The sequence below is a fragment of the Pseudanabaena sp. CCNP1317 genome, from assembly GCF_034931345.1.
GTDB classification, from domain to species: Bacteria; Cyanobacteriota; Cyanobacteriia; order Pseudanabaenales; family Pseudanabaenaceae; genus Pseudanabaena; species Pseudanabaena galeata.
On sequence record NZ_JAYGIF010000007.1, the window covers coordinates 1 to 13,264 of the forward strand.

The following is a 13,264-nucleotide window of genomic DNA, read 5'->3' on the forward strand; positions in this document are numbered from 1 at the left end:
GAAGGAAGGCAATATATCGAGATTGATCGATGGTTCCCTAGCTCTAAAACTTGCCATGTATGCCTAAATCGAGTTGATAACCTCACTCTTGATGTTAGGGCATGGACTTGTAAGCATTGTGGTACTCACCATGACCGTGATGTAAATGCAGCGATAAACATTAGAAATGAAGCCTTGCGGATACTTCGACTCGGCTCAGTACGAGTTATCTCGTTAGGAACTAGCGAGTCTGCCTGTGGAGGAGATGTAAGTCGATCTGGTAAAACTTCGGTTTTGTTGGACGCTATCCCCGTTGAATCAGGAAGCCAGCTCTGTACCGCCTAAGCGGTCAGCGTCTGGTAGTTCACTCCTTAAATTCAACCAAAAGGTAAGTGGCGGCGCTTCGCGCTGCCACTTACCTTTACCCAAGAATTAGTGATGCGGCGCTTCGCGCCGCATCACTAATTCTTGGGTGGGAAGGGAGTATCATTTGTTTGTAAATTCAACATTTCTCTCTGCACATGCATTCCAATTATTAAGGCATCTCTCAATAGAGAACTATACTGATTAGCCTGATTTTGAATTTCCAATGATTGTAAGGTGATCAGATTCTGCTCAATATTGTCAAAAAGCTGACGATCACCACTGAAAAAGACCTGATGCTCTCGCAGAATTTTTTCAGTAGTCAAACCACAAATTAGGCTATCCCTAGTTAGTTCTAGGGCTTGCAGGATATCCTCTCGATGATTGAGGTTTGCTGATTGATTACCAACAGACTTTAGGCGATCGCAAATATCAACAGCGACAAGTACTTGATTATATTTATCCACTTCATCGAGAAGATGGGATAAACAAGTCATTTTTTTAGATCTTGTCCAAGCGAATAGATTCCAAACTATAAATAGAACCAATGTAAGCGTAAATATAAAAACAGCAAATCCAACTTGAGCCTGACGATTGTTGATGGGTCTACCAAGATATTGAAAAATCAAAATACTAATTGGCAAACTAAAAATTGAAATTAAGAATAAAGTGATAGCTTCACTCAGTAGGAAAGGAACTAAATATCTAGGGTTTTTAAATCTAGTAATTCGATAAGCACTTCCAATGGATAACAGGCTAATTTCTTTTCCTGTGATCCTTTCTAAATCCTGTTCTGTAATTTGCAAATTTCTGATGTCAGGATGCATAGTTGTTAGAGAAACTCAGATTTATTGAAAAAACAAGTGCCTAATGGAATTCCAGACCGATAGATAGAAATTGCCTTCGCGAGGACGAAACAGGTCGAATTTAGAGCCAAAAGACCCAAAAAATGGTCTGAGCGTCCAAGCCATCTGACTACCAACAAAAGCATAAAGTCCCAGCCAGAACTTTAAAATTGATATCCGAACTTTGCGATTTTTGTCAATGGCTGTATCTTCTATCATCAACTCTTTATCTGAGGCAATGGTTTCCACCTTTGGCAGCAAAACTTGATAAAGAAAGTAAACTCCAATAATTCCTGTTAATGTGAATATAGCAACATTTAACAACAGAAAAAAGGAATAATTATCCGTTGTAATCAAGAAGAACAAGGTGACTGGCGCAAAGCCAAATAGTAAAGTACTGGTAATCGTCACGGCACAAAGCAAAATAGCCGCATATTGACTCAGACGAGTTTTTGCACCGAAGTAAACATTAAAGAAATAGAGTGCAGGCAGGCAAATTGCCAAGGTGATTAGAAATAGAAACGGTAGTTTAGCTGCGGATGACAAAACCTGCATCCAAGAGCTAACTGCACCAATTAGTCCACCATAAATTGCTAAAAATATAGAACTACAGACCAACAAACCAAATATTTTGGTGTTGATCTTAATGCCATCATAGATTTCTTGAATAAACTGATCGCGATCGCTAAGTAACTCAATAAGAACTGAAAAAAACGGCATAATTTTTTGGGGATGAAGTTAAACTTGCTAACTTTGGACATGTTTAATAAATAAAAAGTTCCTTGCTTCATGCAGCCTATCTTATAGCAATTACTGATCAAACAAGCCACAAGAAAAACATTGAAAGTGTTGCTTTGCAACACTTTCAATGTTTTTCTTGTGGTTCATTTGGTGATACAGAAAAAAGTTTTAATTTCGTATGGTTTAAATGTGATTGTAAAGTAGTTTAAAGTAGTTTTATCTCGTGAAATTATAGTATTCCTCTTTTCCATTAAATTGCATTCCCAAATCTTATCTGTTTGCAAAAGTAGATCTGAAATCTCAATATTGGTTTCAGTGGGTTTACCATGGGACTCATAAAATCGCATAATCCAACCTGACTGATCTTGCGATCGCTTAAAAGCCGAGAGAATGATGTTTGGAGCAGAAACTTGCAAAAAGCTTTGTTGGCTTGCTTGAATTGGTGAACTTTGGAGAACCAGTGGATTATTCAATTCCTGAGCAAGTTGAACAATATTTGCTTCGCGCCAATCTCCTTGGTGAGGAACTAGTCGATAAGTAAATTCGTGCTTGCCGCGATCGCTATTTGGAGTCGGCCAGCTAGGGCTACGCAGCAACGTAAGCCTCAGACAGTCGGGCTTAGCGTCATATCCATACTTACTATCATTGAGAATGCTTAAACCCAAACCAAAAGGGTATTCTCCCGACGAAAGCGGGAGAATACCCTTTTGGTTTGGGGAAAATGCAATATCTGCCCAATATTGAGCAGGAACTTCCCATTTAGCTTTGGCTACAGATGTTTCACCTAAAGTACTACGCTGGATCGTTCCCATTGGGATTTCGTAAGTTGCGTAGGTTGATTGCCAATTTACAGGAAAAGCAACTTTGACTAAAGTATATTCCTCTTGCCAATCAACCCAATTTTGTACGGTAATAAATGCTTCAAAGGCAGTTAGTTGAATCTCTTGGATAAAGGTTGAATTACGGAATTTCTGAATAATGCGTAAGGATACTAGTAAACTACAATTTTCAACGATCTCAATTGATTCAAGGGTTGCAGATTCTAATTTTTTGTTTTCGTAATCTGGATCAATATTCCATGCATCCCAATATTGTCCTTTGTCTTCAAAAAACTGCAATTCACTAGCTGATCTGAGTATTGACCTTTGCGATCGCTTATCAAATATTTGCGCGATCGCCCCAGTCTTGAGATCAATCTCTACTTGAAGATATTGATTTTCTAGATAGTATTTATCACTGTCAGAATCAATCTTCAAAAATGCATCAGTCTCAGTGATGCCAGATTCAAGCTCAGTAAATCCAAAACTAGGAATATTTTCTAACCAGCACAAGGAATTATCTGGCATTCTAATGAGTTGAGATCGCTGCCAGTTAAGGAAATTCCATGCTTGCAGATTTGTGCTTTCTAAAATTGTGTGAGGGAGAAGGTGATCGCAGATTTCCCTTACTTCAGTCCAAGTGCGATCGGCATCAGCAAATACTTCTGGAATCGATGTCCCTGGCAAAATATCATGAAATTGATTGAGTAATAATCCTTGCCATGCTTGTTCTAATTGAGCTTGAGGATAGGTAATTTTATTGACTAGAGAAGCGATCGCGCTATATTTTTCGGCATTACCTAGGAGAACTTCCACTTGACGATTTTGCTTCTTCTGATCGGCTTTAGTAGTAAAAGTGCCGCGATGAAACTCTAGATACAGTTCATCTTGCCAAACTGGTAAATCTGTGGGTAGTTTTGCTTTCACCCCTAACAGAAAATCTTCTAATGTGCTAGGTTGCATCTTAAAAAAGATTGGCGAATCAGCCCACTTACGTCCTAGGTTGAGCATATCTGCAGTTGGTCCTCCACCATGATCGCCAACTCCATAGAGCCATGCAGTTTCGGGGATATCGTGTTTTTCTTCTTGGTTGGCAAGATATTTAGCGATCGCGACAGGTTCCAATCCCTGACCAATTTCGTTACTAAAATAAGTGAAAATTTGACTTCCATCCACGCCTTCCCACCAAAAGATTTGATGAGGGAATTTGTTGGTATCATTCCACAAAAGCTTTTGGGTAACGAATGCTTCAAAACCACTTTTTAAAAGGATTTGTGGCATTTGCCAATGAAAGCCAAAGGTGTCAGGTAACCACGCAATTTTGACTTCTTGATTAAATTTCTCTCGAAAATATTCCTGCCCATAGAGAATCTGCCTGATTAAAGACTCTCCACTCGGCAAATTCCCATCAGGTTCTACCCACATCCCACCAATGAGTTCCCATTTACCATCTGCCACTGCTGTTTGAATACGAGTAAATAATTCAGGATATTCCTGCTCCATCCATTGATAGGAAACAGCCGTACTCTGATTAAAAATTAGCTCTGGATACTGCTCTTGCAAATTCAATGCTGACGTAAAAGTACGCTGCATCGCATTTTTAGTTTCAGCGATCGCCCATAACCAAGCCACATCGATATGTGAATTACCAAGAATATAGATTTGGCGTTGTTTGAGAAATTCGCTATATTGCAAAAGTGGTTCGCGAATTTCGGCTAGTTTCTCGAAGAAGCGATCGCTTGCGATCGCTTCACACAAGTCAAATAAAGCAATTAAATTCCTAGTAGCAGTTTCTAATGGTTGTAAATCCATTTGATGTTTAGTAAAAGCTGGAATATAGGTTTGGAGAACCTCTAATTCAGTAGCAAACTGATCTGGGTCACAGGCTTGATCAGGATACTCAAAAACTAGTTCTGAAAGCTGTAAAGCGCCAATATCATGCTTAGGACTATTAAGCTTGATCTCTAGAGTAAATTCATCACTAGGTTTGGCATGATCAGTTAATAAAATTCGACATTTCTGATCAAACAAATCACCTTCTTGGACTTTTTGATTGTTAACCCATATCTCACAAATATCTGCCCACCAAATTAGATTTAAGCGAATAGTTGCACCTACTGTTGATAATCCTGCATAATTTTCTGGAACTAGCCAAATTTGTCTTAAACAAATATTTTCTTCCCTTTGCAAGAAAGATAGCATTGGTTTATTTTGCTTAGAATTTACCGTTGCTAAATCCTCCCAAACTTCTTGTTTATTTTGTCTTTGCCAATTACCGAGTATTGATAAATGCGATCGCAATTTTAATTTACTAATAACTTGAGATAAATTTTCTACTAGAGTAGTCACCGTATAAACTCCTATTTTCCATGAGATCTAGCCAACCGCAAAATCAGTATACTTGCGTAGGTTAGGTGGATCAAAAGCAAGAACAATATTTTCTTTAGGAACACCTAATTCCACTAATTGATTTGCGATGCCAATTTCTGTTCCATCCTGCTGAATCCAAATTTTGCCATCAATAATGTCAAGATGAAGAACAACACCATAGACTCGTTTAGATGCTCGCCAGCCAACATAAATAAGTTGGTAATGGTCTCGTTCAGTATCAAAAATAGTTTGAGCTTGAATACGTTGATCCCACGCAAGACTAGCTCTTTCTATTAATAGATTTTGAATGTATTGACGGTATTGGGTAATGGTATCCATTTGGCAATAGTCTCCTGATCAATGTCGTAGGTAATTAGATAAACAGTGTTTTGTTGCATAAGCTCTTGTACTAATGTAGTGTCAAAAAATTTGTCATATAGGTTGTCTGGAACAGCTAGGTATAAAATACGGTCTGGTTCAATTTTTTGGAGTGCTAGGCGATAGGTGATAAATTGTCCTAACGCTCCATAAAATTCAGATATTTTTGATGGACTTAAAAAGCTTTTGATTTCTATCGCAATTTTAGTCTCTCCTTGTTCAGCAGCAATGATTTTTTCTGCTCCCAAATCAATGGCGAGATCAAAGCTATCTGCTTGCAATGCATAAGGATCGTGAGTTATTTGCCAGTTTTCTTTCTGTAAAGCAGTTTTTACAATTTGATGGAATAGATCACGGGCTGACATAAATTTGCTCCTATATATTTTATTTTATCCCATGTTGTTAGAAATTAGATTGAGTGATTGCTTATACCCTGTGCAGCGATCCATGCTGTAGTCCAAGCATTTTGAAAATTAAAACCACCCGTCACACCATCAATATCTAATATCTCTCCTGCAAAAAATAAACCTGAGCAAATCTTACTTTCCATCGTCTGAAAGTTAACATCTTGCAAGCGAATACCGCCACAAGTGACAAACTCTTCTTTAAATACACCTTTACCCGCGATCGCATATTCACTAGCGGTTAATACATTTACAATTTGCTGAATTGCTTTATTAGAAATATCTGCCCAGCGTTTCTCTAATTCCACTTCTGCTTTATCTAGCAAATATTCCCATAAACGTAGCGAGATCTCAACGGGACAATAATTAGAGATAAACTTTTTCGGCTGATCGTTTTTTGCATTTAAGAGAATTTGCTTCACTGCTTCTACTTTGAGCGTCGGAATCCAATTAACAGCTAATTTGGCTTGATAGTTACAATCGTGTAATTCTCGCGCAGCCCATGCCGACAACTTCAAAACGGCGGGTCCACTCAATCCCCAATGCGTAATTAACAAGGCTCCCGATTGTTCTAATTGATTGCGAGACTTTTTCTTCTCATTACTAGGATTTGAAGTTAGAAGCTTAACTGTGGCGGGATTTATGCTTACGCCTGCGAGTTCATGTAGTTTAGAATCCTTGATATTAAAGGTGAAAAGTGAAGGTACAGGAGGCTCTAGTTCATGACCTAGCGATCGCGCGATCGCATAACCAGATGGGCTGCTACCTGTAGCTAATAATAGGCGATCGCAAACTAGATTTTCACCATTTTTAAGAATCACATCAAATTTGCTGTCGCCGAGATGCTCAATCTTCTGCACTAAAACATTATTGCGAAGAAAAACACCAGCTTTTTTAGCCGCAAACATCAAAGCTTCCACAATCGTTTCTGAATCATCAGTAACAGGAAACATACGACCATCAGATTCTGTTTTTAACTTTACGCCTTCGGCATTAAACCAGCGCACTACATCCAATGGTTGAAAGCGAGAAAATGCACCCCGCAAAGCTTTGCCGCCTCTGGGATAGTTTTGTACTAATTGTGAAGGTTCAAAACAGTGATGCGTAACATTGCACCTTCCTCCACCTGAAATTCGCACCTTCGCAAGCGGTTGTCGTCCTGCCTCTAATAAAGTTACCCGCGTATGTGGTGCTTGCGCTGCATGAATTGCCCCAAAGAAACCTGCTGCCCCGCCACCAATTACTACAACTTCTGTACTTGCCATGCTTAATTCCTAATAAGATAGGCAGTGCATAGCACTGCCTATCTTAGATTTTACCATTTCGACAAGATTGAAAAATATTGATTACTTCTTGAGGTACTTGCTTAGTTTCTCTGGCGGCGGTGTCAATTTTGAGAAAATCAGCAAAGGTATATTGCGATCGCAGTTTGTCTAAACTACAAGTACAGAATTCTTTACTATTGGTAAATTCACAACCTTTCATAAAAGTTTTGATTACCTCTTGGGGATATTCAAACTTCTCTTGTTTAACGGGTTGACTCTCCTCAGCCCACGACATAGAGATTCCACTACTAGCTAGGACAAGTGTACTGAGAGATAGGACTAGATGATGACGCATATTTCACTTGAATGGTAATTTCGGTTACGCGCTAGGACTCTGATTTTATAATAAGCGCTACCTAAAACCCACAAATTGCAAAGGACATTTTGTACCAATTCTAAGTTTTATAGGGTGGAGATGACCATATTTCTATCATCAGGATGACTGCATTGATTGCGGTTTCGTGACAACATCTAATATGGATACTCTGTTTTGCCTGAGCGTTTGAATGAAATCTCCTGACCGTTTACTAATTGTTGATGATGTGCCAGACAACCTATTTCTTGTTCGCACAATTCTCGAAGATGAGGGATATGAGATCATCACATCATCAAATGGTCATGACGCTTTGAAGATTATTGAGTCAGAGCCACCAGACTTGGTTTTGCTGGATGTAATGATGCCCCTGATGGATGGCTACGAGGTTACACGCCGTATGAGGGGCATGAAGGATCTGCCCTTTATTCCGATTTTGCTAATTACAGCTTACGATCGCGCTAATGCGGTCAAAGGCTTAGATCTTGGTGCAGATGAATTTATTCGTAAGCCTATTGAGGCTGATGAGCTACTGGCAAGGGTGCGATCGCTACTGCGTTTAAAACATAGTATTGCCGAGCGCGATCGCATTGATCGCCAGAGACAGGATTTTGTCTCACGCTTGACCCATGATCTGAGAACACCGTTAGTGGCGGCGGATCGGATGTTGGGGCTTTTGCAAGATGGGGTATTGGGAGAGATATCGCCAGAAATTCGTGAAGCGTTAACGATTATGGGGCGCAGCAATCATAATTTGCTGGAGATGGTCAATAAGCTTTTAGATGTCTACCGTTATGAATCGGGCAGTAAAACCATTAATTTACAGCCGCTAGACTTAAAAGAATTGCTCAATCAAGTGGTGCAAGAACTTAAACCGATCGCTATTTCTAAAAATTTAGAACTTACTGCTGAGCTTGATGATATTGCCACGGTTAAAGGCGATCGCCTAGAACTACTGCGCGTATTTAATAATTTGATTGGTAATGCCCTTAAATTTACCGAATCTGGCAGCGTCCATGTTAGCTTAAAATTAGAGGAATCCGAGGCAATTATGGCGATCGCCGATACTGGTGCAGGGATTTCACTAGATGAGCAACCATTTTTGTTCCAAAGATTTCGCCAAGGCAACCATCAAAAACAAGGTAGTGGTTTAGGTTTATATCTATCGCACTATATTATCAATGCCCATAATGGCAAAATCTTAGTCAAATCTCCTAACCTAGACTCTCAAAAAGGTTCTACATTCTTTGTGCATTTGCCAACCATTACGTCATGAGTACCCTTCAACTTCATTATGATACGCTCCTCAGTCATTGCAGTAACCCGCTCGAAGCGATCGCCCTCTTGCGAGAATATCGTCCTTATTTTGAGCTAATTCCTAGCTTACGTCGTCCCAGTGATAGCTTAATTTCCATTCCATTCCCTGTCGTCCAGCTTACTAGCCCCAACTTAACCCAAAGTCATGTGCAGTTGGAATGTGATCTTGCTTTGATCATGTGTGACCCTGACTGGAAAGTAAAAACTGGTCAAGAAATTTTTGTGTTTATCCATCGTCCTAATGAAGACTTTTCGGCTCTCTTAAAACGTTGGCGACAAGTAGAAGTCACCCTCGGTGAAGAATATTACTGGCTATTACCTTGGAAGCATCGCAGTATTATTAGCGATCGCGGTGAATATCATTATCCTCTCTTTGTCACGCTTGATTATTCACCAGCCCGCATTGCTAAGGGTTTAGCAGGTGCATCATTACCCCATGTTAGAGCTTTGACTCCAGAAATTGATCCTCCACCTGACATGGAAGAAAATCAACAAGATCAAATTTACGATTCAACTAGTTAGAAAATGCGACTTACCTTGTGCAGTATTATCCAAAGGGCTGTAGGATGTTTACTACAGACAGGACTACGAGCCTTCTGTAGTAGTTTTACTAGAGCAAATCAATGGCTTCCCAACTGCGCGTATATGTTCCACCCCATCCCATTATTCGGCATTGGCTCACGATCGCAAGGGAGAAACATACTCCAGTTCCCCTGTTTCGGACGGCAATGGTTGAAATGGGTAAATGGCTAACCTATGAGGCAGTTCGCGAATTTTTACCTGTACAAGAAGTAAATGTCGAAACTCCCTTAGCAAATGCCTCAGGACAATTGATCGATGGTTCCATTCCTCTAGCCATTGTACCAATTTTACGAGCAGGGTTATCCATGCTCGAAGGTTGTCAAAACCTATTACCAACAGCAAATATCTATCACCTTGGTTTAGTGCGGAATGAAGAAACCCTTGAGGCTAGTTGTTATCTCAATCGTTTGCCAGAGAGACTTGAACCACAGACACGTATTTTCATCGTCGAGCCGATGATGGCTACGGGTGGCTCGATTATTACCACGCTGAAAATATTAACTGACAGAGGAGCCGATACCTCCTTGATTCGGATTATTAATGCTCTCTGCGCTCCTCCAGCACTGCAACTAATCAATCAACAATTTCCTGACGTACAAATTTATTCAGGTTGCATTGATGAAGTTGTGAATGAGAAAGGATGGATTGTCCCTGGATTAGGAGATGCAGGCGATCGCTCCTTTGGCACTGAGTAAGTTACGCATCGCGTTAAAGAAAATATCAAGTCAACCTGTTGAAACAAGCTGAAGCTTTTAGACCGCAATTTATTGTAGGGCTGGTTTTATAATCGATCTAGCTCTCACACAGGAGACCATAAATCTATGAGTGCATTAACCTTAACCCTCGATCCCGTAGTCCAAGTTTCTAGAGAACAGTTTTATCAAATATGTGCCAACAATCCTGATCTGCAACTAGAGCGTAATGCTAGTGGAGAACTCGTAATTATGTCGCCAACAGGCAGTGAAACCAGTTCTTGGAACTCAGATTTAACTACCGATCTCAATATTTGGAATCGGCAAAATCTTACTGGAAAGGTTTTTGACTCTTCAGGGGGTTTTTCGTTACCCAATGGGGCTGATCGATCCCCCGATGCTGCATGGATTCCTATCGAAAAATGGAATGCCTTTACCCCAGAACAGCGCAAAAAATTTCTGCCTATATGTCCAGACTTCGCACTGGAGCTTCTTTCTCCCAGTGATTCATGGCTTAAGGGACAACTAAAGATGCAAGAATATATGGATAACGGCTGTCGGTTGGGCTGGCTAATCGATCCCGAAAATAAGCGCGTTGCCATTTATCGCATCGGTCAGCCAGTAGAAGTCCTCGAAACGCCATCCAATCTTTCGGGTGAAGATGTCTTACAAGGATTTATGCTCAACCTAGAAAATATTTGGTCAAGCTAAAAAGGAAGCCTCGCATTGCGAGACTTCCTTTTTAAACTTTAACTGGAACTTTGATATTCTCTTCCCATTTACGTGGTGGACTAGCTCGACGAATATTTCTCCAGATTTGGGTTGCTGCTAGAGTGCCATCAGCTACAGCGATCGACACCTGATTTAACCCTTTCTTTAAATCACCTAGGGCAAAAATGCGATCGTGGCTAGTCTTGCACATATCATTAGTGACCAGATTCTGACCATCCCATTCCAAACCTTCAATACCCTTGAGGTAGTGATTAAAGTAGGTCGAACCCATACCAACTAAACCAGTAGTTGCTTCCACAATTGTGCCATCGGTTAGTTCCACGCCACTTAGTTGATGGTTTTCACCGTGAAATTTAGCGATCGGGGCTTCATACAATGGATAGCCATGCTCTGCTAACTTCTGTTTGGTCTTATCACTCACTTCACATAAACCATGAGTCAAAACAGAAATGTAAGGAGTAAACCAGTTCAACACAAAGGCAGCACCAATTTGTCCTTCTGTATTTGCAATCAGAACCGCCTTTTGATCCCACATATCAAAACCATCACAGATCATGCAGACGTGAAGCGTATAACCTGCATAATCATAGACATTCTGCATGTCTTCCAATTGTGGCAAATTGTCTATGATTCCCGAAGCTGCAATCACATACTTACTGCGAAATATAGGATAAATACTATTAGTCTTACCGACTTTTACTTTCACCGCAAAGGTTTCGCCTTCATCGGTTACTTCTTCTACATAGCCACGTAAATGATCGGCTCCCCAATCTAAGGATGTTTTCGTTCCATGATTTAAAATGTCGCGTCCGGGGGTGTGCGGATCGAGTCCGACATAGTTACGCAAGTCTTGCATCCATAGCGATCGCCCTTTACCTTTTTCGATAACTAGGCACTTGAGTCCATAGCGAGCTAAATAGATCGCCGCCGATAAGCCGCCCATACCACCACCAACGACAATCGCATCGTAGAGCGTATCAAGGCGTTCATTTAGATTTTTGCTAGAAAGTTTCATAGCCACCCCATTAAGTTAAGTACGCAAGGATAGCTATTCTCGCATTATTGAGAATAGCTATTCTTAAAAATTAGCCAACAAATGCTAAACGTGGTGCAGATACGCCTGTAGACTCAGAACCTTTGAGGTAAGCCAACATAGTGTCAGCATCAGAGACTTCAAAAGGATCGGTAGGACAGTTGTCAGAGAAACCAGGTTCTACGAAGATTTTTTCGATCTTACTATCATTAACCAACATCGAATAGCGCCAAGAACGAAGTCCAAAGCCGATATTAGACTTATCAACTAGCATTCCCATCTTGCGAGTAAATTCGCCAGCACCATCGGGCAACAAGAATACATTCTTAGCACCGACTTCTTTGCCCCATTTGAACATAACGAAAGCATCGTTAACAGATACACAGATAACTGCATCAACACCTAATCCCTTGAACTCTTCGTAAAGTTCTTCATAACGAGGCAAGTGATTAGATGAACAGGTAGGAGTGAATGCACCGGGTAGGGAGAAAACTACAACTTTCTTACCAGCAAATAGATCTTGAGTAGTTTTGTCTTCCCAACGATAAGGGTTAGGTCCTTCTACGGACTCATCGCGTACACGAGTTTTAAAAACAACGTTTGGTACGGTTTCGATAGCTGCCATATTTTTCTCTGGATTTGATACTTATCTGAACAAATCTAAGAATAATTCTTATTTACAAATTAGTCAATAGCCATAATTACTTAATACTTATAAAAAGTTTAATAAACTTGTAGTTCTTAGATAGAAATGATATAGTGACAATCCAAGTAATTAAGCAGACTCGTCGCTTAAAGAAATTTTTAAAAGCCGATCACCAAATTTTCAAAGCTGCAAATCAAGCCCATAAGGACTTGATCAGAAAATTCGGCGAGAATCAGGAGGAAGTTTATATGCAGAAACAAGCGGATCGGGTTGTCCAAATCTTAAAATCCAAAGGGTTGCGGGTCACGCCCCAGCGTTTTGCTGTTTATGCAAATTTACTCGATCGCCAAGATCATCCAACCGCAGAGCAAATTTTGAGTGATCTCAATCAAAATGCACCTACTTCTTCTCAAGCAACAGTTTATCTCTCGCTTCAGACCCTACGTGATGCGGGCTTAGTACGTGAGGTATTACTAGAGCAGGGGGTTTGTCGTTATGATGCCAATGTGGAGCCTCATCACCACTTTCGTTGTAGCTGTTGTGGTGAAATCGAGGACATTGCTTGGAATGCCTTTGAAGGATTAGGTTTTAAGCAAATCCGCACAGGTTTAAAAGTCAATAGCTATGAAGTCACTGTCAGTGGTATTTGCGATCGCTGCCAAGACTAAAAAAATGTAAGTTCGACGAAAGCGAAAAATGGTAAGAATCGCTAAGCGATTCTTACCA

General features: G+C 40.3%; 15 protein-coding genes. 6 read left to right on the forward strand and 9 right to left on the reverse strand.

Annotated features, from left to right (window positions below):
* A partial coding sequence (locus VB775_RS03955; RefSeq protein WP_323216649.1) for a zinc ribbon domain-containing protein occupies nucleotides 1-324 on the forward strand: 324 nt, incomplete at its 5' end.
* Between the two features lie 116 nt (nucleotides 325-440).
* Here VB775_RS03955 and VB775_RS03960 read toward each other — a convergent pair.
* From VB775_RS03960 to VB775_RS03990, 7 genes are all read right to left on the reverse strand, one after another.
* A complete protein-coding gene (locus tag VB775_RS03960) occupies nucleotides 441-1,169 on the reverse strand; it encodes a hypothetical protein (protein ID WP_281007831.1) in 729 nt (242 codons plus the stop codon).
* A 21-nt stretch (nucleotides 1,170-1,190) separates the two neighbouring features.
* Nucleotides 1,191-1,907, reverse strand: a complete 717-nt coding sequence (locus tag VB775_RS03965; RefSeq protein ID WP_281007832.1) for an actin-binding WH2 domain-containing protein — start codon at nucleotides 1,905-1,907, stop codon at nucleotides 1,191-1,193.
* Nucleotides 1,908-2,071: 164 nt separating this feature from the next.
* The gene (locus VB775_RS03970; protein WP_281007833.1) at nucleotides 2,072-5,095 is read right to left on the reverse strand and encodes an alpha-mannosidase; all 3,024 of its coding nucleotides are present in this window, start codon (nucleotides 5,093-5,095) and stop codon (nucleotides 2,072-2,074) included.
* A gap of 27 nt (nucleotides 5,096-5,122) precedes the next feature.
* Nucleotides 5,123-5,455: a XisI protein gene (locus VB775_RS03975; protein WP_281007834.1), complete on the reverse strand. Its 333-nt coding sequence runs from the start codon at nucleotides 5,453-5,455 to the stop codon at nucleotides 5,123-5,125.
* The gene (locus tag VB775_RS03980) at nucleotides 5,410-5,859 is read right to left on the reverse strand and encodes an element excision factor XisH family protein (protein WP_281007835.1); all 450 of its coding nucleotides are present in this window, start codon (nucleotides 5,857-5,859) and stop codon (nucleotides 5,410-5,412) included. Before VB775_RS03980 ends, VB775_RS03975 begins: the two co-directional genes overlap by 46 nt.
* A 44-nt stretch (nucleotides 5,860-5,903) precedes the next feature.
* Nucleotides 5,904-7,163 (reverse strand): NAD(P)/FAD-dependent oxidoreductase, encoded by a 1,260-nt coding sequence (locus tag VB775_RS03985; RefSeq protein WP_281007836.1) that lies wholly within the window; start codon nucleotides 7,161-7,163, stop codon nucleotides 5,904-5,906.
* Between the two features lie 43 nt (nucleotides 7,164-7,206).
* On the reverse strand, nucleotides 7,207-7,518 hold the full coding sequence (locus VB775_RS03990; protein ID WP_281007837.1) for a hypothetical protein: 312 nt from the start codon (nucleotides 7,516-7,518) through the stop codon (nucleotides 7,207-7,209).
* A gap of 211 nt (nucleotides 7,519-7,729) precedes the next feature.
* On the opposite strand from VB775_RS03990, the gene VB775_RS03995 reads away from it, so the two are divergent.
* The 4 genes from VB775_RS03995 to VB775_RS04010 all read left to right on the forward strand — a co-directional run bounded on the left by VB775_RS03995 (nucleotide 7,730) and on the right by VB775_RS04010 (nucleotide 10,838).
* Entirely contained in the window at nucleotides 7,730-8,812 is a 1,083-nt protein-coding gene (locus VB775_RS03995) for a sensor histidine kinase (protein ID WP_281007838.1), read from the forward strand.
* Nucleotides 8,809-9,375 (forward strand): hypothetical protein, encoded by a 567-nt coding sequence (locus VB775_RS04000; protein WP_281007839.1) that lies wholly within the window; start codon nucleotides 8,809-8,811, stop codon nucleotides 9,373-9,375. The genes VB775_RS03995 and VB775_RS04000 overlap by 4 nt, the downstream gene beginning before the upstream one ends.
* A 101-nt stretch (nucleotides 9,376-9,476) precedes the next feature.
* On the forward strand, nucleotides 9,477-10,130 hold the full coding sequence (gene upp, locus VB775_RS04005; RefSeq protein ID WP_281007840.1) for a uracil phosphoribosyltransferase: 654 nt from the start codon (nucleotides 9,477-9,479) through the stop codon (nucleotides 10,128-10,130).
* Between the two features lie 126 nt (nucleotides 10,131-10,256).
* Nucleotides 10,257-10,838: a Uma2 family endonuclease gene (locus tag VB775_RS04010; RefSeq protein ID WP_281007841.1), complete on the forward strand. Its 582-nt coding sequence runs from the start codon at nucleotides 10,257-10,259 to the stop codon at nucleotides 10,836-10,838.
* 31 nt (nucleotides 10,839-10,869) lie between these two features.
* On the opposite strand, the gene VB775_RS04015 is transcribed toward VB775_RS04010, so the two are convergent.
* Together VB775_RS04015 and VB775_RS04020 are read right to left on the reverse strand one after the other, a co-directional pair.
* On the reverse strand, nucleotides 10,870-11,874 hold the full coding sequence (locus VB775_RS04015) for an NAD(P)/FAD-dependent oxidoreductase (protein ID WP_281007842.1): 1,005 nt from the start codon (nucleotides 11,872-11,874) through the stop codon (nucleotides 10,870-10,872).
* Nucleotides 11,875-11,944: 70 nt separating this feature from the next.
* Nucleotides 11,945-12,517, reverse strand: coding sequence for a peroxiredoxin (locus tag VB775_RS04020; protein WP_281007843.1), 573 nt, complete (start codon nucleotides 12,515-12,517; stop codon nucleotides 11,945-11,947).
* Between the two features lie 269 nt (nucleotides 12,518-12,786).
* On the opposite strand from VB775_RS04020, the gene VB775_RS04025 reads away from it, so the two are divergent.
* Nucleotides 12,787-13,206: a Fur family transcriptional regulator gene (locus VB775_RS04025; protein ID WP_281009358.1), complete on the forward strand. Its 420-nt coding sequence runs from the start codon at nucleotides 12,787-12,789 to the stop codon at nucleotides 13,204-13,206.
* Nucleotides 13,207-13,264 lie beyond the last annotated feature (58 nt).